Here is a 19,756-nt window from a genome sequence, read left to right on the forward strand (position 1 = left end):
CGATCGGTGGCATCGAAGCTGTGAGCAACGACAGCACGCACGCGCCGTTCCCGGGCCACCCGGGGGCGGCGCGCCGCGTTTCCGACCTCCTGCCGGTCTTCCCCTGGGACAAGCTGGAGCCGTACAAGGAGACGGCCCTGGCCCACCCTGGCAGCCTCTGCGACTTCTCCGTCGGCACCCCGGTGGACCCGGTCCCCGAGGTGATCCAGAAGGCCCTGGCCGCGCACACCGACACCCCCGGCTACCCGACCGTCTGGGGCACGCCGGAGCTGCGCGAGTCCATCGCCGGCTGGCTGCACCGCCGCGTCGGCGCCGAGATCGGCCCGCAGGCCGTCCTGCCGACCGTCGGCTCCAAGGAGCTGGTGGCCTGGCTGCCGACCCAGCTCGGCCTCGGCCCCGGCGACCAGGTCGCCTACCCGCGGCTGGCCTACCCGACGTACGAGGTGGGCGCCCGGCTGTGCGGCGCCGAGCCGGTCGAGTACGACTCGGTGGACGAGCTGGACGGCTCCCGGGTGCGCCTGATCTGGGTGAACTCGCCGTCCAACCCGACCGGCCGGGTGCTGGGCGCGGAGGAGCTGCGCCGCACCGTGGAGTGGGCGCGCGAGCACCGGGCGCTGCTGGTCAGCGACGAGTGCTACCTGGAGCTGGGCTGGGAGGCCGAGCCGGTCTCCGTCCTGCACCCGGAGGTGTGCGGGGGCGGCCACGAGGGCCTGCTGGCCGTCCACTCGCTCTCCAAGCGCTCCAACCTGGCGGGCTACCGCGCCTCCTTCGTCGCGGGTGACCCGGTGGTGGTCAAGGAGCTGCTGGAGGTGCGCAAGCACGGCGGCATGATCGTGCCCGCGCCGGTCCAGGCGGCGACCGTCGCCGCGCTCGCGGACGACGCGCACGTGGCCGAGCAGCGCGAGCGGTACGCGGCCCGGCGCTCGGCGCTGCGGGCGGCGCTGGAGGCGTACGGCTTCCGGATCGAGCACTCCGAGGCCAGCCTCTACCTGTGGGCGACCCAGGACCGTCCGTGCTGGGAGACCGTCGCCGAACTGGCGCAGCTGGGGATCCTGGTGGCGCCCGGGGACTTCTACGGGCCGGCGGGCGAGCGCTTCGTCCGGGTCGCCTTCACCGCGACCGACGAGCGGGTCGCCTCGGCCGTGGAGCGGCTGAACGCGGCGCGCTGAACGTAGCGCGCTGAACGTAGCGCGCCGGGCGCACGCCGAACGGCATGCCGAAGGGCCGGTGTTCCGAGGAGGAGCACCGGCCCTTCGGCCTGGGACCAGCCCGTGCGGACTACCGCACGCGGACTACAGCGGCAGGCCGCTGACGCTGCCGCCGTTCACGCCGTTCAGCAGGCCGCCCAGCGGGCCGAGCGCGCCGGTGAGGCCGGACAGCGGGTTGTTCGGGCCGAGGTCGGCGCCACCGAGGCGGTTGGCCGACCCGTGCTCGGCCAGGCCCAGCACGTCGGCGCCGGGCGCGCCGGAGAGGGTGTGCTCGACCGAGCCGAGCGGCAGCGCGCGCTGCACCGAGCCCAGCGGCAGCGCGTCGGTGACGGCGTTGGTGCCGGGGAGCTTGTCGGCACCCGGCAGGGCCTGGGCGACGGAGCCGGTCTGGGCGAGCCCGCCGACCGGGCTGGTGCCCGCGTTGGCGCTGCGGGTGCCCATGCCCTTGCCGGTGACGGCCTCGCCGAGCTTGCCGGCCAGCGCGGAGGCGACCTTCGGGGTGACGGCGGAGAGCTGGCCGGTGGTGGCGGCGGTCTGGTCCACCGGCGCGGTCAGCGAGCCGGCCTTCTCGTTCGCCTCGGGGAGCTGGTGGGCGACGATGTTGCCGGCCGCGTCGGCGGAGGCCGGTACGCCCGCGGCGACGGTGGCCGCGCCGGTGGTGCCGGCGGCCTGGCCGAGCTGGTGGGTGGTGTGCTGCAGGGTGGAACCGGTGTCGGTGTTGGTCAGCTGGCCCAGCGGCGCCGCGAGGTCGCTCTTGGGCAGCAGGGCGTCCCCGCCCAGTGCGGACGCGGAGCCGGCCGCGACCAGCGGGGTCGCTCCGGCCGCCACGACGAGCGCGGCCTGGGCGATCCGGCGCGTGAGGGGGTGAGACATGGGGCTCCTCGAAGGGGTCTGGGTTCCGTCCCGTCCGCCCGTGGGACCGGGCGTGGACGACCGGGCGGACGACGTGGTTACCGCTTGAGAAGCCAGAAGGTTTCGGCCGGTGCAAGGAAAGTGTCTGACCGACCATCGGATCGTACGACCGCAGCAGTGGCGCCCGCCGGGCCCGGCGGGGAGCCGTCCGACCGGCCCCCGCCAAGGGAAGTGACGGTTCTCCACCGAGGGGTGCCGGAACGGGGGACCGGTCCACCGAGGTTGACCTGAATCACCCGTCCGGCGGCTACCCGTACGTCTGTTCGTCAGCTCTTGTCGGACGGGGCCAGGGTGACCTGGACCAGCTTGGTCGACGTGCCCGAGGGCTGCGGCTGCCAGCCGTCCCCGGACTTGGTCTTGCGCCAGATCTTCCCGTCGTACGCGACCGTCGCGATGCCCAGCTGCTGGGCCTGGGCGACCGCCCAGTGGGCCACCTCCCAGCCGCTGGCCCGCTCGGCGCTCACCCCGCCGTCCGCCCCGGCGTCCGCCGAGGAGGTCAGCGCGGCGGTGGCCGGGTCCGGGGTCAGCGCGACGGCGTTCTCGGCGCCCTTGATGGTCGAGGCGTAGCCGGTGGCCGGGGTGACGGTACGGCCGAACTCCCGGCGCACCCGGTCGGACAGCACCTGCGCCCGGTCCGGTGCCGCGACCGGGGTCGCGGAGGCGCCCGCGACGGGGGAGGCGCCCGGGGTGGCGGAGGCCGAGTCCTCCGGGTCCGGCTTGGCGTAGTCGTGCACGACGCAGGAGAAGGAGCCGGGCTCCCGGCCGGCCAGCGCCGAGGTGAGCAGGGTCGCCTTGGTCTCGTGCTTGGCGTAGGCCTGCGGGTACCCGCTCTTCTGCACCGCCTGCGCGGCGTCGGTCAGCGGCAGCCGGGTGTAGCCGGGGACCTTGACCAGGCCGTCCAGGAACTTGTTGGTCGCGTACACCGGGTCCGAGATCTGCGCGGGGGTGCCCCAGCCCATCGACGGCCGCTGCTGGAACAGGCCGATCGAGTCCCGGTCGCCGCCCGCCAGGTTGCGCAGCTTGGACTCCTGCATGGCGGTCGCCAGCGAGATCGTGGTGGCCCGGTCCGGCAGCCCGCGCGAGCGCGCCACCGCGGCGATCGTCGCGGCGTTGGCGGCCTGCGGCAGCTCCAGCGTGCCGTTGCCGGCCGCGGTCTTCACCGTGCACTCCTCGGACTCGCCCGGCTTGAAGCCGAACCACCAGATGCCGACCACGGCCAGACCCGCGACCAGCGCCAGGCCGAGCAGCCCGACGATCACCATCAGCAGCGCGCGCAGCGGCCCGCGGCGGCGGGCGGGCGTCTCGTCGTCGCCCAGCTCCTCGCTGCTCCTTCTCCTGGCCACCGTCGCCCCTCTCGCGCCTGCACCTTGATCCGACACCGTACCCACTCGGACGGATGTGCGGCGCCCCCCGGTTGCCGAAACGAAGCCGATCCGTGTCACAGACCGCGTCCGGTCCATGTCACGAACCGGGCCCTGTCCATGTCACGGACCCTGTCCCGCCCTGTCACCGGACGACCACGCAGGGCGCACGACCCCCGGGACTAGGCTGGCGCCATGAGCAGCCCGAACCCGACGCCCCTGGACCTCACGCTCGACGGCGGAACGCTGACCGCCCGCCTCGTCGACTTCCCCTCCGTGAGCGGCGACGAGCAGGCGCTCGCCGACGCCGTGGAGGCCGCCCTGCGCGGCTACCCGCACCTCACCGTGGACCGGTACGGCAACAACGTGGTCGCCCGGACGAACCTGGGCCGCGCCGAGCGGGTCGTCCTGGCCGGCCACCTGGACACCGTGCCGATCGCCGACAACCTGCCCTCGTACGTCGAGGGCGACCTGCTCTACGGTTGCGGCACCTCGGACATGAAGTCCGGCGTGGCCGTCCAGCTGCGGCTCGCCGCCACCCTGGCCGAGCCCAACCGGGACCTCACCTTCGTGTTCTACGACTGCGAGGAGGTGGAGGCCCACCGCAATGGCCTCGGCCACCTCGCCCGGGAGCGCCCGGAGTGGCTGGCCGCCGACTTCGCGGTGCTGATGGAGCCCAGCGGGGCGATGGTCGAGGGCGGCTGCCAGGGCACCCTGCGGGCACAGGTCCGGCTCACCGGCGTGCGTGCCCACGCGGCCCGCAGCTGGCTCGGCGACAACGCCATCCACCACGCCGCCGAGGTGCTCACCCGGCTGGCGAACTACGAGCCGCGCCGGGTGGAGATCGACGGCCTGGAGTACCGCGAGGGCCTGAACGCGGTCCGGATCGACGGCGGCGTCGCCGGCAACGTGATCCCGGACGAGTGCGTCGTGACGGTCAACTTCCGCTACGCGCCGGACCGCAGCGAGGCGGAGGCGGAGAAGCACGTGCGCGAGGTCTTCGACGGCTTCGAGCTGACCGTCACCGACTTCGCCCCGGGCGCCCTGCCCGGTCTCTCCCAGCCGGCCGCGCAGGCCTTCCTGGCGGCCACCGGCGGCCAGGCCCGGGCCAAGTTCGGCTGGACGGACGTCGCCAGGTTCAGCGCGCTGGGCGTCCCGGCGGTCAACTACGGCCCCGGCGACCCGAACCTCGCGCACAAGCGGGAGGAGCACTGCTCGCTGAGCGCCATCGCCGAGACCGAGGAGCGGCTGCGGGTCTGGCTGACCAGCTGAGTCCCGCGCCCCGGACGGCTGAACCGATCACCGGTCGAACGCCATCTTCCGGTTGCCCAACCGACCTTCCCCCGTTGCCTGAAAACGGGGGAAGGCGGGCGTAGGGTTTCGTCATGACAGGCACAGGAGACGAGAAGCACTACGGACACGGCCCCGAGCAGGTCGGCGTGCCGCGGAAGAAGAAGGCCTGGCCCGAGAAGCAGAAAGGCCCGGTGCTGGTGCGCCGGGACCAGGTCGGCACGAGCACCACGGACCAGCGCCTGCTGGACACCACCGGTCCGACCGACTGGCTGCACACCGACCCGTGGCGGGTGCTGCGGATCACCTCCGAGTTCGTCGAGGGCTTCGGAGCCCTCGCCGAACTCCCGCCCGCGATCAGCGTCTTCGGCTCCGCCCGGACCCCGGTCGACTCGCCCGAGTACGAGGCCGGCGTGACCATCGGCCGGGCCCTCGCCGAGGCCGGCTACGCGGTGATCACCGGCGGCGGCCCGGGCGCGATGGAGGCCGCCAACCGCGGCGCCTCCGAGGCCGGCGGCCTCAGCGTCGGGCTCGGCATCGAGCTGCCCTTCGAGCAGGGCCTCAACGAGTTCGTCGACCTGGGGCTGAACTTCCGTTACTTCTTCGTCCGCAAGACGATGTTCGTGAAGTACGCGCAGGGCTTCGTGGTCCTGCCCGGCGGCCTCGGCACCCTGGACGAGCTGTTCGAGGCGCTCACCCTGGTGCAGACGAAGAAGGTCACCCGCTTCCCGGTGATCCTCTACGGCACCGCGTACTGGGGCGGCCTCTTCGAGTGGCTGAAGAACACCCTGGTCGCGCAGGGCAAGGCGGCTCCGCACGACCTGGAGCTGTTCCACATCACCGACGAGGTCGACGAGGTCATGAAGATCCTCGCCGACGCCCGTCGGCCCGTGAACGAGATCTAGGGGCTAGCCGAACGGCGACGTCCGGCGACGGTTCACGCCAGCCCCCGGCGGGCGACCGCCGGGGGGCGGGTGCCCCGGATCGAGGCGACCATGTCCAGCACCTGGCGGGTCTCCGCGACCTGGTGCACCCGGTAGACCTGCGCGCCCAGCCAGGCCGAGACCGCCGTGGTCGCCAGGGTGCCGAGCAGCCGCTCGTCCACCGGCTTGTCCAGGGTCTCGCCGACGAAGTCCTTGTTGGAGAGCGAGACCAGCACCGGGAAGCCGGTCGCGGTCATCTCCGGCAGCCGCCGGGTGGCCTCCAGCGAGTGCCGGGTGTTCTTGCCGAAGTCGTGCCCCGGGTCGATGATCACCGCGTCCCGTCGCACGCCCAGCTCCACTGCGCGCTCGGCCAGCCCCACGGTCACCCGGAGGATGTCCGCCATCACGTCCTCGTACCCGATCCGGTGCGGACGGGTGCGCGGCTCGGCGCCGCCCGCGTGGGTGCAGACCAGCCCGACGTCGTGCCGGGCGGCCACCTCGGCGAGCTTCGGGTCCACCCCGCCCCAGGCGTCGTTCAGCAGGTCGGCGCCCGCCTCGCAGACCGCCTCGCCGACCTCGTGCCGCCAGGTGTCCACGCTGATCACCGCGTCGGGGTGGCGCTTGCGCAGCTCGGCGACGAAGGGCACGGTGCGCCGCAGCTCCTCCTCGACCGTGACCTCGTCGCCCGGCCCGGCCTTCACCCCGCCGATGTCCAGGATCGCCGCGCCCTCGGCCATCGCGCGGTCGGCGGCGGCGAACGCGGCCTCGTCGGCGAAGGTCGCGCCCTTGTCGAAGAACGAGTCCGGCGTCCGGTTGACGATCGCCATGATCACCAGCTCGTCGTCACCGAATTCCCGCGGTCCCAGGCGCAGTGCCACCGATGTCTCCTCCAGAGCTCCTGCGGGTGCGATGATGGCCCCCGGCCTCACTAAGGGACCATGCTGTCATGATCAGTCTGGTTCCCTGGCACCTCGACGAAGGCCGACCGGGAGTTCGGGAGGACAGCTCGTGTTCTGGGTGATCGTGGTCGCCATGGCCGTGGTGGTCGGCGGCGCCGCCCTGGTGGCGCTCGGCGGCGGCGGCTCGATGCCGGAGGCGGTGCCGGACCGCATCGCCGCACGGCTCCCGCAGGACCGCCCGCTGGGCAAGGCGGACGTGGACGAGCTGCGCCTGCCGATGGCGCTGCGCGGCTACCGGATGGACGAGGTGGACGACGTCCTGGACCGTCTCGGCGCCGAACTCGCCTACCGCGATGCCCGGATCGCCGAGCTGGAGGCCGCCGCCCACCTGCGCGACGCGGTCGAGGCGACCACCGCCCCCGACCCGGCGGCCGAACCGCTGCCCGGCCTGGAGCAGTTCGCCAAGGTCGTCGAGCCCGCCGTCGCCCTCACCAAGCCGTCGGCCCAGCCGTCGGCGGAGGGGCCGGCCCGGGCCCCCGAGGACGCGAAGCCGGTGGACGAGAAGTGACGGTGCCGGAAGGCGGCGCGGTGCTCGGCGCGGACGGGCTGTTCCGCTGCGCCTGGGGCGACTCCACCGACGACTACCGCGTCTACCACGACACCGAGTGGGGCCGCCCGGTGCACGGCGACGACGCGCTGTTCGAGCGGGTCTGCCTGGAGGCCTTCCAGTCAGGCCTGTCCTGGCTGACCATCCTGCGCCGCCGCGAGGGCTTCCGGGCCGCGTTCGCCGGTTTCGAGATCGCCAGGGTCGCCGAGTTCGGCGAGGCCGACAAGGAGCGGCTGCTCGCCGACGCCGGCATCATCCGCAACCGGGCCAAGATCGAGGCGGCGATCGCCAACGCGAGGGTCGCCCGCGACCTGGACGGCGGTCTGGACGGGCTGATCTGGGGGTTCGCCCCCGAGCCGGACCGGCCGGCCCCCCGCCGGATGAGCGAGGTGCCGGCCGTCACGCCCGAGTCGACGGCGCTGGCGAAGGCACTGAAGAAGGCGGGCTTCCGCTTCGTCGGCCCGACCACCGCCTACGCCCTGATGCAGGCCTGCGGCCTGGTGGACGACCACCTGGCGGACTGCCACGTTCGCACCGGCGCGAAGGCTTAGCGCCTCAGCGGCCCACGTACTCGGGCTTCTCCTTGGCGATGAAGGCGCGCACCGCGATCCGGTGGTCCTCGCTCTCCCCGGCCAGGGTCTGCAGCTCGTCCTCCTTGTCGAGGAGTTCGGACAGCGAGTGCGAAGCGCCGTACGCCAGCGACTCCTTGATGGCGCCGTACGCGACCGTCGGGCCCTCGGCGAGCTCGCGGGCGAAGACCCGTGCGGTGGCGGCGAGTTCCGCGGCCGGCACCACCTTGGTGGCCAGGCCCAGCTCCATCGCCTCGGCGGCCTTGACCGTCCGGGGCAGCATCAGCAGCTCGGTGGCCTTGGCGTGCCCGACCAGGCGCGGCAGCGTCCAGGAGGCGCCCGAGTCGGCGGTCAGGCCGATCCCGGCGAAGGCGGTGTTGAAGCCGGCCCGGTCGGACAGGATCCGGAAGTCGCAGGCGAAGGCGAGCGAGGCGCCCGCGCCGGCCGCCACCCCGCCGACCGCGGCGACGGTCGGCTTGCGCATCCCGGCCAGCGCCCGGGTCAGCGGGTTGTAGTGCTCGGCGACGGTCCGCAGTGCGCCCTCGCCGGTCTCCTCGGCCCGCTTCAACAGCGTCAGGTGCTCGTTCAGGTCCTGCCCGACGCAGAACGCCCGCTCGCCCGCACCGGTCAGCAGCACCGCCCGCACCGCCGGGTCCTCGGCGGCGGCGACGACGGTGTCGCGCAGCGCCACCTTGGTGGCGACGTCGAGGGCGTTCATCGCCTCCGGACGGTTGATGGTGATGACGGCCAGCCCGCCGTCGAGCTCGTACAGCACGGAATCGGACATGGGTGAGGGCTCCCGGGTGATCGTCGTGGTGTCGGTGTCGTGTGCCAGGATGCCGGAGCACGCGGCGGCCTGGGGAGTGTGAGGTATCGCACCTTCCGGTCGCGTCCGCACTGCCGCCACGCCGGGGCTTATGACGGGAATTGCGGCGGTTGGGGGCGGTCCGGCCGAGGTTGCACCGAGAGTGATGTTGGTCATCAGCCCGTGGCATGCGGGATAATGGCTTCCGATCAATGCGTTCGATACCGGCGGTGGACGGACTGCCGGTGCGTAGCTGAGCGGTTGCAGGAAGGGGAACGAGCATGGCGGCCATGAAGCCGCGGACGGGTGACGGCCCGCTCGAAGTCACCAAGGAAGGGCGGGGCATCATCATGCGCGTTCCGCTCGAAGGCGGCGGACGCCTTGTGGTGGAGCTCACGCCTGACGAGGCCGAAGCCCTGGGCGATGCCCTGATGAAGGTCACCGGCTGACCCAGCGGGTGCTCGCCGTCTCCTGGAGATGTGCCGCCGGGCCCGGGTGCGACGTCATGTCGGCCCGGGTCCGCGCGTTTTCCCGCCCGTTCCCGCCCGCCTCGGCGGTGACTACCGTTTGACGGCGCAGAGCAGCCCGTCCGAGACCGGCAGCAGCGCCGGCAGCAGGGCCTCGCTCTCCCGGACGTCCCGGACCAGGTCCCGCACCGCGCCGGTCTGCGGGTCCTGCAGCTCCGGCTCGGCCAGCCGGCCCTCCTGGAAGACCCCCTCGAAGCAGACCATCCCGCCCGGTCGCAGCAGCCGCAGCGACTCCAGCAGGTACTCGCGCGACTCGGCCGGATCGCCGTCGCAGAACACCAGGTCGTACTGGCCGTCGGCGAGCCTGGGCAGCACCTCCAGCGCCCGCCCCGGTATGAACCGGGAGCGGTTGGCCGCGAAACCGGCCGCCTGGTACGCCTCGCGGGCCAGCTGCTGGTGCACCGGCTCCGAGTCGACGGTGGTGAGCACGCCGTCCGGCCGCATCCCGCGGAGCAGGTAGACCCCGGACACCCCGGTGCCGGTGCCGATCTCGGCCACCGCCTTGGCGTCCAGCGCGGCCGCCAGCAGCCGCAGGCAGGCCCCGCCGCTCGGCCCGATCGCGCGTATGCCGGTCCGCGCGGACTGCGCCCGGGCGTAGGTCAGCACCGCGTCCTCGCCCACGTAGGTGTCGGCGAGGGCCGTACGCGCGGGCCCGAAGTCGCTGATGGCTGCCTCTCTCGGAGCCCCGGGTGGCGGCCCGGTGCCGGGGGATGTCGATATTTCCTGCCACAGATTACTGGCCGACCGGGAACCGCGTACTGCGGCGGGCCGTTGTCATGACGGACCGGGTGCGGGAGACCTCCCGGGCACTTTTATCCGGGCTTGACGGGTGAGGTGGATATGGTGGTGGCCCTGCTGGGCAGAAGAGCCGACCGAGGAGGTGTGGCCGAGGGCGACGTCCCCGTGCGGCGGCACTTCCGCGGCACCGCGTCGGCCCGTACGCCGAAGCCCGTGATGAACCAGCCTGCGCACTCCGACCTGGACCAGCCCGCCGCCGCCACGCCGGTCGCCGGTACCGCCGAGGCCCCCGCTCTCGCGACCTTCGCCGAGGGCCCCGACGCGCAGACCTGGACTCCGCCCTCCTGGGAGGAGATCGTCGAGGCGCACAGCGCCCGCGTCTACCGGCTCGCCTACCGTCTGACGGGTAACCAGCACGACGCCGAGGACCTCACCCAGGAGGTCTTCGTCCGGGTGTTCCGTTCGCTGTCCACCTACACCCCCGGCACGTTCGAGGGCTGGCTGCACCGGATCACCACCAACCTCTTCCTGGACATGGTCCGCCGCCGCCAGCGCATCCGCTTCGACGCGCTCGGCGAGGACGCGGCGGAGCGGCTCGCCTCCCGCGAGCCCAGCCCGGCCCAGCACTTCAGCGACACCCACTTCGACGCCGACGTGCAGCAGGCCCTGGACACGCTCGCCCCGGAGTTCCGCGCGGCCGTGGTGCTCTGCGACATCGAGGGCCTCTCGTACGAGGAGATCGCCGCCACGCTGGGCGTCAAGCTCGGCACCGTCCGCAGCCGCATCCACCGCGGCCGCTCGCACCTGCGCGCCGCGCTGAAGCACCGCGCCCCCGGCTCGGCCCCCGGCCGTGAGCGCCGCGGCGGCTCGGAGGAGCCGGTGCCGGTCGGCGTCGGGGCGGTCGAAGCCGCGGTCGCGCCCGGTGGGCGCGGACGGAGGCGATCGTGAGCGGAACCAGCCGGTCCGGCTCGGACCGGTCGGACGCGTCCGGCCGGTCCCTGACCCGGCGGAGCTGGGCCCTGCCGGGTCGTCGCGGTACCGACGAACCCGGTGAGCCCGTGCTGCCCGCACTGGCGCTGCCCGCCGACACCGCCCTGCACGCGCTGCCGGTACGGCCCGTGGAGCCCGCCGTCGAGGAGCACCACCTCGGCGACCGCCTCTCCGCCTTCCTGGACGGCGAACTCGGCCACGACTCGCGCGAGCGGGTCCAGGCGCACCTGGCGACCTGCCCGCAGTGCCTCGCCGAGGCCGACGAGGGCCGCGCCGTCAAGCACCTGCTGGCCCGCACCGGCACGCCCGGCCCGTCCGCCGGGCTGATGGCCCGGCTGATGGCCGTCGGCAACCTCCCCGAGGACGGCCCGGCGGCCGGCGACTGGCCCCCCGGGCGCGGGCACCGCGATGACGACGACCTGCCCGGCGGCGGGGTCGCAGCTACCGGCACGCTCGGCGGCAGCCGGCTCACCGGCGGCTCCTTCGGCCGCGGCGCCGGGGCCTCCTTCGGCGCGGGCGCGCTCGGCGCCGACACCCCGGTCCCCGGGGTCGACCCGCGCGCCTTCGGGCGCGGCACGGTGCTGCGGCCGCTGATGGGCCGACGCTCCGCGCGTCCCGAGCCCGCCGCCGGACCGGACCGCGACGCCCGGCCGCAGCCGACCGCGGCCGCCCTCCGCTCCTCCGCGCGCGGACGCCGCCTGGTCTTCGCCGCCGCGGGCGCCTTCTCCGTCGCCGCGGTCACCCTCGGCGGCGTCGGCGGGCTCTCCCCGCAGGGCGAGGACCGCCACGGCACGACCGTCAGCCCGGCCGGCGGCAACGCCGGCACCGGCCGCGGCGGCGGCCTCGTCCCGATGAACGCGCAGGTCCCGGTGGACTTCCCGGCCCGCGCGGTCGCCGCGACCCGCGACGCGTCCCCGCCGGCCACCCCGGAGCGCTACCCCGGCGGCATCGCCGCCCTGCGCCAGCAGACCCGCTAGCACCTCCCTCGCGTCCGGTTTCGACGGACCCGGCCACCGGCAGGTCTTTACCACGGCTTCATCGCAGCGTGGGCCAGGGACTCGCCGGTGGCCATTACCCTGTAGGAACCGTCGTCCGACGAGCTAGGGAGCAAAGGTGTTCAGCGACGTAGGCGGGCTGGAGATCCTGACCCTGATCGTGATGGCGATCATCATCTTCGGCCCGGACAAGCTCCCGAAGCTGATCCAGGACACCATGGGCTTCATCAAGAAGGTCCGCTCCTTCGCCGACAACGCGAAGGAGGACATCCGCAGCGAGCTCGGCCCCGAGTTCAAGGACTTCGAGTTCGAGGACCTCAACCCCAAGACCTTCGTCCGCAAGCAGCTCATGGGCGGCCAGGAGGACCCGCTGGGCCTCAAGGAGATGAAGGACTCGCTGGACATCCGCTCCGTCCTGGACGACAAGCCCGCGACGCCGGTGAACGGCCGCAGCGGCAGCGTCAGCTTCGACAAGGCCGCGGCCCCGGCGCCCGCCTCCGCCGGCGCCCCGCTGGCGCCCGGCGAGCGGCCCCCGTTCGACCCCGACGCCACCTGACCCGCGCTCCGGTACGACGCTCCGGCAGCACGCCACCGCCCCGCCCGGTCGCCCGGCTGAGCGGGGCGGTGGCGTGTGCGCCGCTATTGTGCTGATTGTTCCCACCGGGCCGTCCTGAGCCGTCCGTCACATTCCGCGCCGTCGCGGACCAGGAACCGCCCCCGGGAACGCCGCGGTACGCCACCATGGGAGCGCGCCACGGCAGGCAACGTGCGTTTGAGGAGGCCCGGGGATGGACGCGACGAGTCAGGCGGGAGGGGTGACGGCCACGGCCGGCGGCCCGGTGGTCGGCGGACAGGCCGGCCCGGCGGACCCGCTGGTGCCCTACCTGTCCGCAGACTTCCCCTGGTACGGGCTGGACGAGGGCTGGACCGGCCGCCGCTACCTGATGCAGGCCGGCGCCGGCACCCGCGCCGCGGGCAGCGTCGACTACGGCTCGCTCGGCCACGGCGACGAGCCCGCCAAGCAGTACGAGCCGCGCGACATGCGGAAGTTCGCGGCCGTGGTCACCGTCGCCCGCCGCGACAGCCGCCGCAGCGCCGACAACACCGGCATCCTGGAGGCGACCAGCGCCTCCTCCGCCGCCTGGCTGGCCGGCTCCGGCCTGCTCGCCGCGACCTGGCCCGGCCAGCTGGACCGCGCGCTGCGCCAGGACTGGCTGGACCAGCAGAGCAGCCTCGCCTGGGACCTCGCCGACGACCTGGCCGGCCCCGGCTGGTCCACCCTGAGCCTGCCGGTCAACGGTCTGCCGCAGCCCTTCCGCTACCGCGAGTCCGAGTACGGCTGGGTGCTGGCCGGCGAGGCCCCCGGCGTCCTGCTCGGCGCCTACGGCCGCGGCGTCAGCGCCTACGGCGTCGGCTTCTCCACCCTGCCGGACCTGGCCGGCTACACCCGCCCGTAGGGGCCGGAACACGACGAAGGGGCCGGTGATTCATGGAGAATCACCGGCCCCTTCGGCTCGGGGCGGGGCGGTTACCGCCTCAGAACTTGTTCTTGGGCGTCAGCCCGAGCGACATCCCGGACAGGCCGCGCTGGCGGCCGCCGAGCTTGCCGGCCACCGCGCGCAGGGCCGCGCCGGCCGGGGAGTCGGGCGCGGCGAGCACGACCGGGCGGCCGTCGTCGCCGCCCTCGCGCAGCCGCACGTCGATCGGGATCGAGCCCAGCACCGGGACGGTCGCGCCGACCGTACGGGTGAGCGCGTCCGCGACGGTCTGACCGCCGCCGGTGCCGAAGACGTCGATCATCTCGTCGCAGTGCGGGCACGGCATGCCGGACATGTTCTCGATCACGCCGACGATCTTCTGGTGGGTCTGCACCGCGATGGTGCCGGCCCGCTCGGCCACCTCGGCCGCGGCCATCTGCGGGGTGGTGACGATGAGGATCTCGGCATTGGGGACCAGCTGGGCCACCGAGATCGCGATGTCGCCGGTGCCGGGCGGCAGGTCCAGCAGCAGCACGTCCAGATCGCCCCACCAGACGTCGGCGAGGAACTGCTGGAGCGCGCGGTGCAGCATCGGCCCGCGCCAGACCACCGGGGTGTTGCCGGGGGTGAACATGCCGATCGAGATGACCTTCACGCCGTTCGCCTGCGGCGGCATGATCATGTCCTGGACCTGGGTGGGCCGGCCCTCGACGCCCAGCATGCGCGGCACGCTGTGGCCGTAGATGTCGGCGTCCACGACGGCGACCTTCAGGCCGTCGGCGGCCATCGCGGCCGCCAGGTTGACCGTCACCGAGGACTTGCCGACGCCGCCCTTGCCGGAGGCGACGGCGTAGACGCGGGTCAGCGTGCCCGGCTTGGCGAACGGGATCTCCCGCTCGGGGGCGCCGCCGCGCAGCAGCTGGGAGAGCTCCTTGCGCTGCTCGTCGCTCATCACGTCGAGCTCGACCTCGACGCCGGTCACGCCGGGGACCTTCCCGACCGCCTCGCGGACCCGGGTGACGATGGTGTCGCGCATCGGGCAGCCGGAGACCGTCAGGTAGACCGCGACGCGCACCGCGCCGCCCTCGGCGATCTCGACCGATTTCACCATGCCGATCTCGGTGATCGGACGGTTGATCTCCGGGTCGTTGACGGTCGCCAGCGCCTGGCGTACGGACTCCTCCGTGACGCCGGCCGCGACCTCTGTCTCGTTGGCCATGCCTTGATGGTACGGCGCCGGGCGAACCGCTTAACCCGCCGGTAGCGTGCCGCCGGTCACAGCGGCGCCACGCCGGCGCCACCCCCCGCGCCGCGTCGCCGTCACAGCGGCTCGGGGGCTTCCCGGCGCTCCTCGATCTCCCTGAGCAGTGACTGCAGTTCGCTGCGGATGAAGTCACGGGTGGCGACCTCGCCGAGCCCGTGCCGCAGGGCGGCGACCTCGCGGGTCAGGTACTCGGTGTCCGCGATGTTGCGGTCGCTGCGGGCCCGGTCCTGCTCCATGTTGACCCGGTCCCGGTTGTCCTGGCGGTTCTGCGCCAGCAGGATCAGCGGGGCCGCGTACGAGGCCTGGAGCGAGAGCGCCAGGGTCAGGAAGATGAACGGGTACTCGTCGAAGCGCACGGTCGCGGGCAGCAGGCTGTTCCACGCTATCCAGACGACGACCACCACCGTCATCCAGACGATGAACCGCCCGGTGCCGAGGAAGCGGGCGATCCGCTCGGAGAGGACGCCGAACGCCTCCGGGTCGTAGGAGGGCAGCGAGAGCAGGCCGGGGCGGGCGGTGCGCGGCTGGTCGAGCCGGGCGCGGCCGGTACCGGTGATCGGGATGGTCTCCACCCGCCGCTCACGGGCGCCCTCGCGGGTGCGCAGCTCGCGCAACCGGCGAAGCTGGCGCAGTTCGCCCTGCAGGCGCCGGCGCGCGGAGTCGTCCGGCCGGCCGTTGCGGTCACCGTCCACCGGTCACCCCTTCCCTCTCGTCGTGGTGGGTGTCGTCGGCGTGCAGCGCGGCGTCGCGCCAGTCCTCCGGCAGCAGGTGGTCGAGCACGTCGTCGACGGTGACCGCGCCCAGCAGGTGGTCCATCTCGTCCACGACCGGCGCGGCGACCAGGTTGTACGTCGCCAGGTAGCTGGTGATCAGCGACAGCGGGGTGTCCGGCGGCAGCGGGTCCAGGTCGTCGTCCACCAGCGAGCCGACCAGCACGTACGGGGGTTCGCGCAGCAGCCGCTGGAAGTGCACGGTGCCCAGGTAGCGGCCGGTCGGGGTCTCGTTCGGCGGGCGGCAGACGAAGACCTGCGCGGCGAGCGCGGGCTTGTGGTCGCTGATCCGGACCCGGGCCAGCGCCTCGGCGACCGTCGCGTCCGGTTCCAGCACGATCGGCTCGGTGGTCATCAGACCGCCGGCGGTGTCCTCCTCGTACGTCAGCAGGCGGCGCACCGGCGCGGCCTCGTCCGGCTCCATCAGTTGGAGCAGCCGCTCGGCCTCGTCGCCGGGCAGCTCGGAGAGCAGGTCGGCGGCGTCGTCCGGGTCCATCGCCTCGAGGACGTCGGCGGCGCGCTCCTCCTGGAGCTTGCCGATGATCTCGACCTGGTCGTCCTCCGGCAGCTCCTCCAGGACGTCGGCCAGCCGCTCGTCGTCCAGCGCGGCGGCCACCTCGGCGCGGCGCTTGGCGGACAGGTGGTGCATCACGCTGGCGAGGTCGGCGGGGCGCAGCTGCTCGAAGGTGGCGAGCAGGTTGGCGGCGCCCTGGTCCTGCTCGGGCAGGGAGAAGCCGGTGACGTCCTGCCAGTCCAGGGTGAGCCGCTCGCCCTTGGCCTTGCGCAGCCGCCCAGCCCGGCCGACCTGGACGAAGACCTTGCTGATCTCCCACTCGCGCAGCCGGGTCTGCACCATGCCGACGTCCAGCACGGTGACGTCCTCGCCGGTCTTGGACCAGGTGACGGTGCGGTCCAGCAGCTCGGCGAGCACCAGGGTCTCGGACGGGCGCTGCTCGAAGCGGCGCAGGTTGATCACGCCGGTGGTGAGCACCTGGCCGGACTCCAGGCTGGTCACCCGGGTCATCGGGAGGAAGATCCGGCGTCGGCCGACCACTTCGACCACCAGGCCCAGCACGCGCGGCGGGCGCCCGCCGAGCCGCAACGAGACGACCACGTCCCGGACCCGACCGACCTGGTCGCCGTTCGGGTCGAAGACCGCGATGGCGGACAGATGGGAGATGAAGACCCGGGTGCCTGGCCCTGCCATGGACTCCCTCGACTCGCTCGACGCCGTGCGCGGTGCACCGGGGCGCACCCGGGGCCAAATCTACCCGCGAGTGCCGGGCCCGGCCCGACGAGGAACACTAGCGGCCGGAGGAGTCCTCGGCATGACGCTTTAGCGGCGCTTGAACAGCAGTTTGGGCAGGCCGGCCGGGATCGGGCGGCGGGTGGTGGCCGGGGTGGGCATCGGCTGGGCGGCGAGCGAGCCGTCCGGCATCGCGCCCGGGCGCTCGGTGAGCGGGCCGGCGGGCTCCAGCCGCAGCACCCGGCACTCGCGGGCCCAGCGCTCGGTGATCGCGTCGGTGTCCGGGGCGTTCAGCCGCTTGCCCTTGAGCTCCTCGACCGCGCCCTGCCAGGCTTCGCTGCCCGGGGTGAGTTCGACCACCCGGGCGCTCCAGCCGGTCAGCCGGCCGCCCTTGTCCTTGCTGCGGACGGTGACCGCGGCTCCGGCGCCGGGGGTCAGGCCGTGCAGCGGCTGCTCGCCGCCCTCGCCGACCACCACGACCGCGCCGTCGTGCCAGGCGTGCCACAGCGGCCGGGGCTGCTCCTGCCCGTCCGCGCACACCCAGAGGAGGCCGGACTTCTTCGCGGCCTCCTCCAGCAGGGCCTGGTCGAGGAAGGCGTCGGCGGTCGCGGCAGCGGGCGTACGGTCCATGGCCGACAGCGTACGGGTTTCCCGCCCTTTCCCGTCCGCCGGATGTCCCGGTCCGGCCCGCCCGGCGTCCCGGCTCCGCGCCTCCGACGTCCCAGCCTCCACGCGTCCGATGTCTCAGCCCCCGGGCGACAGTTCCATTACTGCGTCACGGGCCTTACCGTATGAGCCGCCCCACCCATCGCGACCAGCAGAGGAGCGCCGTGCCCGCCGCCCGGCCCGCGACCGCCCCCGCCCCCACCCCGGCCACCGGGTCCGCCGTCGATCCGAGGCCGGCGCACCCGCTCCCCACCCTCGACCTGCTGCTGCTCGCCGTCTCGATCGGCGGCATCTCGCTGTCCGGCCCGCTGATCAGCGCCACCGCCGCGCCCGCGCTGGCGATCGCCTTCTGGCGCAACGTCATGTCGGTCGGCGTCCTCGGCCCGTACGCGCTGCTGCGCCACCGCGCCGAGCTGCGCGGGATCGGGCGGCGGGCGCTGCTGCTGGCGATCGCGGCCGGGGCGCTGCTCGCCGTCCACTTCGCGCTGTGGATGCCCAGCCTGCGGATGACCTCGGTGGCCTCCGCCACCGCCCTGGTCACCACCACCCCGCTGTGGACCATCCTGCTGATGCGGCTGATGGGTGTCCGGGCGCCCCGGATGGTCTGGCTGGGCACGACCGTGGCCTTCGCCGGCGTGCTGGTGCTGACCGGGGTCGACCTCTCGCTCTCCCCGCGCGCGCTGCTCGGCGACTCGCTCGCCCTCGCCGCCGGACTGGCCGCGGCCGGGTACATGCTGCTGGGCGCCGAGGTCCGCAAGACCGTCAGCACCACCGCGTACACCCTGGTCTGCTACGCCACCACGGCGGTGGTCCTGCTCGGGATCTGCCTGGTGGCCGGGACCCCGATGGCCGGGTGGCCGACCGGGGTGTGGTGGCAGATCGTGCTGCTGATGGTCACCGCCCAGCTGCTCGGCCACTCGCTGAGCAACCGCGTGGTGCGCAGCCTCGGCCCGTCGCTGACCTCCACGGCCATTCTGCTGGAGACCCCGGGAGCGGCGCTGATCGCCGCCCTCTGGCTGGGCCAGTGGCCCCCGGCGGCCGCCTACCCGGCGGTGGTGCTGATCCTGCTCGGACTGGTCCTGGTCGCCCGCGGCGGGCGGCGCTGAGGCTCCCGGCGGGCGGCGCCGGCCGGCGCTGATGTCCGGAGCGGTCCGCCGCGCGGTCAGAGCCAGCCGTTGCGGCGGAAGCCCCGGTACATCCCGATGCAGATCACCACGACCCCGCCGAGCACCGCGGGGTAGCCCCACGGCTGGTGCAGCTCGGGCATGTAGTCGAAGTTCATGCCGTAGACGCCGGTGATCATGGTGGGCACCGCGAAGATCGCCGCCCAGGCGGTGATCTTGCGCATGTCCTCGTTCTGCGCCACGGAGACCTGCGCCAGGTTGGCCTGGAGCAGCGAGTTCAGCAGCTCGTCGAAGCCGTGCACCTGCTCGGCGACCCGGGCCAGGTGGTCGGCGACGTCCCGGAAGTACTTCTGGATGTCCGGGTCCACCAGCCGCTGCAGCGGCTCGGACAGCTGCTGCATCGGGCGCAGCAGCGGCACCACGGCGCGCTTGAACTCCAGGACCTCGCGCTTGAGTTGGTAGACCCGGCCGACGTCGGCGCTGCGTCCGCCCTTGGCCGAGAAGACGCCGTACTCGATCTCGTCCACGTCGTTCTGCAGCCGCTCGGCGACCAGCAGGTAGTTGTCCACGACGTGGTCGGCGATCGCGTGCAGCACCGCCGACGGGCCCTTGGCGAGCAGTCCGGCCTGGTCCGCGTCGGCCTCCAGGCGGTGGCGCAGCTCCTGCAGCGAGCCGTGGCCGCCGTGCCGGACGGTGATCACGAAGTCCCGCCCGGCGAACACCATCAGCTCGCCGGTGTCGACCACCTCGCTGGTGGGCGTGAGCTGGTCGTGCTCCACGTAGCGGATGGTCTTGAAGACGGCGAACAGCACGTCGTCGTAGCGCTCGACCTTGGGCCGCTGGTGCGCGTGCACCGCGTCCTCGACCGCGAGCGGGTGCAGGCCGAAGCGCTGGGCGATCCCCTCGAACTCCTCCTCGGTCGGCTCGTGCAGCCCGATCCAGCTGAACGAGCCCGCGCCGTCCGGGAGTTGCTGCTCGGCCCTGACCCGGCGGGCGGCCTCGCGCGGGCTGCAGGCCTCGCCCTTGCGCTTGCCGTGCTGGTAGACCGCGCAGTCCACGACCGCCGAGGCGGCGTCCTCGGTCAGGACGTCGTACACCCCGGCCGCGACCCGGCGGCGGTTGGTGCGAACGGCGGCACGCAGGCTGTTGATCATCGACATGGCAGGCTCCCAGGGGCAGGGAGCCGTCGCACGGCAGCGCGGAAGAAGAAACGTTCGGCCGCGGTACGACGGCGAAGAACACCGGTGACAGGGGGATGAAAGTGCTCTCCCGGCCGGTCCGTCTCCGTGGGGCCGGCGCCCGGGGCTATCGCGGCTGATTCAGCCGATTGGGCCTGCGGGGCGCGGGGTACGGGGAAGGCGGGGCCGGGCAGAGCTGCCGGTAC

Annotated in this window: 21 protein-coding genes; 11 read left to right on the forward strand and 10 right to left on the reverse strand. The window is 73.6% G+C overall.

What is annotated here, in order from left to right; genetic code table 11:
* The first annotated feature begins 20 nt into the window (after nt 1-20).
* The gene (gene dapC / locus ACZ3TI_RS24545) at nt 21-1,169 is read left to right on the forward strand and encodes a succinyldiaminopimelate transaminase (RefSeq protein ID WP_465729587.1); all 1,149 of its coding nucleotides are present in this window, start codon (nt 21-23) and stop codon (nt 1,167-1,169) included.
* 123 nt (nt 1,170-1,292) lie between these two features.
* On the opposite strand, the gene ACZ3TI_RS24550 is transcribed toward dapC, so the two are convergent.
* Nucleotides 1,293-2,081 (reverse strand): hypothetical protein, encoded by a 789-nt coding sequence (locus tag ACZ3TI_RS24550; RefSeq protein WP_465729589.1) that lies wholly within the window; start codon nt 2,079-2,081, stop codon nt 1,293-1,295.
* Nucleotides 2,082-2,386: 305 nt separating this feature from the next.
* Nucleotides 2,387-3,382 (reverse strand): VldE C-terminal domain-containing protein, encoded by a 996-nt coding sequence (locus tag ACZ3TI_RS24555; protein WP_465729827.1) that lies wholly within the window; start codon nt 3,380-3,382, stop codon nt 2,387-2,389.
* Nucleotides 3,383-3,676: 294 nt separating this feature from the next.
* On the opposite strand from ACZ3TI_RS24555, the gene dapE reads away from it, so the two are divergent.
* On the forward strand, nt 3,677-4,753 hold the full coding sequence (dapE, locus tag ACZ3TI_RS24560; protein ID WP_465729591.1) for a succinyl-diaminopimelate desuccinylase: 1,077 nt from the start codon (nt 3,677-3,679) through the stop codon (nt 4,751-4,753).
* 113 nt (nt 4,754-4,866) lie between these two features.
* Nucleotides 4,867-5,676 carry an LOG family protein gene (locus tag ACZ3TI_RS24565; protein ID WP_465729593.1) on the forward strand — a complete coding sequence of 270 codons (810 nt, stop codon included), beginning with the start codon at nt 4,867-4,869 and terminating at the stop codon, nt 5,674-5,676.
* Between the two features lie 32 nt (nt 5,677-5,708).
* Here the strand turns inward: ACZ3TI_RS24565 and folP are convergent, their stop codons facing one another.
* Entirely contained in the window at nt 5,709-6,521 is an 813-nt protein-coding gene (gene folP / locus ACZ3TI_RS24570) for a dihydropteroate synthase (protein ID WP_465729829.1), read from the reverse strand.
* A gap of 181 nt (nt 6,522-6,702) precedes the next feature.
* On the opposite strand from folP, the gene ACZ3TI_RS24575 reads away from it, so the two are divergent.
* Together ACZ3TI_RS24575 and ACZ3TI_RS24580 are read left to right on the forward strand one after the other, a co-directional pair.
* Nucleotides 6,703-7,161, forward strand: a complete 459-nt coding sequence (locus ACZ3TI_RS24575; RefSeq protein WP_465729595.1) for a DivIVA domain-containing protein — start codon at nt 6,703-6,705, stop codon at nt 7,159-7,161.
* Nucleotides 7,158-7,751, forward strand: coding sequence for a DNA-3-methyladenine glycosylase I (locus ACZ3TI_RS24580; RefSeq protein WP_465729597.1), 594 nt, complete (start codon nt 7,158-7,160; stop codon nt 7,749-7,751). The genes ACZ3TI_RS24575 and ACZ3TI_RS24580 overlap by 4 nt, the downstream gene beginning before the upstream one ends.
* Before the next feature lie 4 nt (nt 7,752-7,755).
* Here ACZ3TI_RS24580 and ACZ3TI_RS24585 read toward each other — a convergent pair whose 3' ends face one another.
* Nucleotides 7,756-8,556 (reverse strand): enoyl-CoA hydratase-related protein, encoded by an 801-nt coding sequence (locus tag ACZ3TI_RS24585; protein ID WP_465729599.1) that lies wholly within the window; start codon nt 8,554-8,556, stop codon nt 7,756-7,758.
* A 299-nt stretch (nt 8,557-8,855) separates the two neighbouring features.
* On the opposite strand from ACZ3TI_RS24585, the gene ACZ3TI_RS24590 reads away from it, so the two are divergent.
* Nucleotides 8,856-9,023, forward strand: coding sequence for a DUF3117 domain-containing protein (locus ACZ3TI_RS24590; protein ID WP_270144370.1), 168 nt, complete (start codon nt 8,856-8,858; stop codon nt 9,021-9,023).
* Between the two features lie 111 nt (nt 9,024-9,134).
* Here the strand turns inward: ACZ3TI_RS24590 and ACZ3TI_RS24595 are convergent, their stop codons facing one another.
* Nucleotides 9,135-9,767 carry an O-methyltransferase gene (locus ACZ3TI_RS24595; protein WP_465729830.1) on the reverse strand — a complete coding sequence of 211 codons (633 nt, stop codon included), beginning with the start codon at nt 9,765-9,767 and terminating at the stop codon, nt 9,135-9,137.
* Between the two features lie 288 nt (nt 9,768-10,055).
* On the opposite strand from ACZ3TI_RS24595, the gene sigE reads away from it, so the two are divergent.
* The 4 genes from sigE to ACZ3TI_RS24615 all read left to right on the forward strand — a co-directional run bounded on the left by sigE (nt 10,056) and on the right by ACZ3TI_RS24615 (nt 13,281).
* Entirely contained in the window at nt 10,056-10,787 is a 732-nt protein-coding gene (gene sigE / locus ACZ3TI_RS24600) for an RNA polymerase sigma factor SigE (RefSeq protein WP_465729831.1), read from the forward strand.
* A gap of 110 nt (nt 10,788-10,897) precedes the next feature.
* Entirely contained in the window at nt 10,898-11,806 is a 909-nt protein-coding gene (locus tag ACZ3TI_RS24605) for a zf-HC2 domain-containing protein (protein ID WP_465729601.1), read from the forward strand.
* 136 nt (nt 11,807-11,942) lie between these two features.
* The gene (locus ACZ3TI_RS24610) at nt 11,943-12,380 is read left to right on the forward strand and encodes a sec-independent translocase (RefSeq protein WP_465729603.1); all 438 of its coding nucleotides are present in this window, start codon (nt 11,943-11,945) and stop codon (nt 12,378-12,380) included.
* Nucleotides 12,381-12,612: 232 nt separating this feature from the next.
* Entirely contained in the window at nt 12,613-13,281 is a 669-nt protein-coding gene (locus tag ACZ3TI_RS24615) for a hypothetical protein (RefSeq protein ID WP_465729605.1), read from the forward strand.
* A gap of 79 nt (nt 13,282-13,360) precedes the next feature.
* On the opposite strand, the gene ACZ3TI_RS24620 is transcribed toward ACZ3TI_RS24615, so the two are convergent.
* The 4 genes from ACZ3TI_RS24620 to ACZ3TI_RS24635 form a co-directional block, all read right to left on the reverse strand.
* Entirely contained in the window at nt 13,361-14,521 is a 1,161-nt protein-coding gene (locus ACZ3TI_RS24620; protein ID WP_465729607.1) for an Mrp/NBP35 family ATP-binding protein, read from the reverse strand.
* Nucleotides 14,522-14,622: 101 nt separating this feature from the next.
* The gene (locus ACZ3TI_RS24625; protein WP_465729833.1) at nt 14,623-15,171 is read right to left on the reverse strand and encodes a DUF1003 domain-containing protein; all 549 of its coding nucleotides are present in this window, start codon (nt 15,169-15,171) and stop codon (nt 14,623-14,625) included.
* Between the two features lie 76 nt (nt 15,172-15,247).
* Entirely contained in the window at nt 15,248-16,543 is a 1,296-nt protein-coding gene (locus ACZ3TI_RS24630) for a magnesium transporter MgtE N-terminal domain-containing protein (protein ID WP_465729609.1), read from the reverse strand.
* A 129-nt stretch (nt 16,544-16,672) separates the two neighbouring features.
* Complete coding sequence (locus ACZ3TI_RS24635) at nt 16,673-17,212, reverse strand: hypothetical protein (RefSeq protein WP_465729611.1); 540 nt, start codon at nt 17,210-17,212, stop codon at nt 16,673-16,675.
* Nucleotides 17,213-17,373: 161 nt separating this feature from the next.
* On the opposite strand from ACZ3TI_RS24635, the gene ACZ3TI_RS24640 reads away from it, so the two are divergent.
* Nucleotides 17,374-18,354: a DMT family transporter gene (locus ACZ3TI_RS24640; RefSeq protein WP_465729613.1), complete on the forward strand. Its 981-nt coding sequence runs from the start codon at nt 17,374-17,376 to the stop codon at nt 18,352-18,354.
* 56 nt (nt 18,355-18,410) lie between these two features.
* Here ACZ3TI_RS24640 and corA read toward each other — a convergent pair whose 3' ends face one another.
* Nucleotides 18,411-19,532 (reverse strand): magnesium/cobalt transporter CorA, encoded by a 1,122-nt coding sequence (gene corA / locus ACZ3TI_RS24645; RefSeq protein WP_465729615.1) that lies wholly within the window; start codon nt 19,530-19,532, stop codon nt 18,411-18,413.
* Between the last annotated feature and the right edge of the window lie 224 nt (nt 19,533-19,756).

This window comes from Kitasatospora sp. NPDC023120, from assembly GCF_055560835.1.

Excerpts from the sequence above, each read along its gene's own strand:
- ACZ3TI_RS24590 (WP_270144370.1), top strand. The coding sequence starts at position 8,856 with ATGGCGGCCATGAAGCCGCGGACGGGTGACGGCCCGCTCGAAGTCACC.
- ACZ3TI_RS24615 (WP_465729605.1), top strand. The coding sequence starts at position 12,613 with ATGGACGCGACGAGTCAGGCGGGAGGGGTGACGGCCACGGCCGGCGGC.
- ACZ3TI_RS24630 (WP_465729609.1), bottom strand. The coding sequence starts at position 16,543 with ATGGCAGGGCCAGGCACCCGGGTCTTCATCTCCCATCTGTCCGCCATC.
- ACZ3TI_RS24585 (WP_465729599.1), bottom strand. The coding sequence starts at position 8,556 with ATGTCCGATTCCGTGCTGTACGAGCTCGACGGCGGGCTGGCCGTCATC.
- ACZ3TI_RS24620 (WP_465729607.1), bottom strand. The coding sequence starts at position 14,521 with ATGGCCAACGAGACAGAGGTCGCGGCCGGCGTCACGGAGGAGTCCGTA.
- ACZ3TI_RS24635 (WP_465729611.1), bottom strand. The coding sequence starts at position 17,212 with ATGGACCGTACGCCCGCTGCCGCGACCGCCGACGCCTTCCTCGACCAG.
- ACZ3TI_RS24565 (WP_465729593.1), top strand. The coding sequence starts at position 4,867 with ATGACAGGCACAGGAGACGAGAAGCACTACGGACACGGCCCCGAGCAG.
- ACZ3TI_RS24555 (WP_465729827.1), bottom strand. The coding sequence starts at position 3,382 with ATGGTGATCGTCGGGCTGCTCGGCCTGGCGCTGGTCGCGGGTCTGGCC.
- ACZ3TI_RS24550 (WP_465729589.1), bottom strand. The coding sequence starts at position 2,081 with ATGTCTCACCCCCTCACGCGCCGGATCGCCCAGGCCGCGCTCGTCGTG.
- ACZ3TI_RS24640 (WP_465729613.1), top strand. The coding sequence starts at position 17,374 with ATGAGCCGCCCCACCCATCGCGACCAGCAGAGGAGCGCCGTGCCCGCC.
- dapE (WP_465729591.1), top strand. The coding sequence starts at position 3,677 with ATGAGCAGCCCGAACCCGACGCCCCTGGACCTCACGCTCGACGGCGGA.
- sigE (WP_465729831.1), top strand. The coding sequence starts at position 10,056 with ATGAACCAGCCTGCGCACTCCGACCTGGACCAGCCCGCCGCCGCCACG.
- folP (WP_465729829.1), bottom strand. The coding sequence starts at position 6,521 with ATGGCGATCGTCAACCGGACGCCGGACTCGTTCTTCGACAAGGGCGCG.
- corA (WP_465729615.1), bottom strand. The coding sequence starts at position 19,532 with ATGTCGATGATCAACAGCCTGCGTGCCGCCGTTCGCACCAACCGCCGC.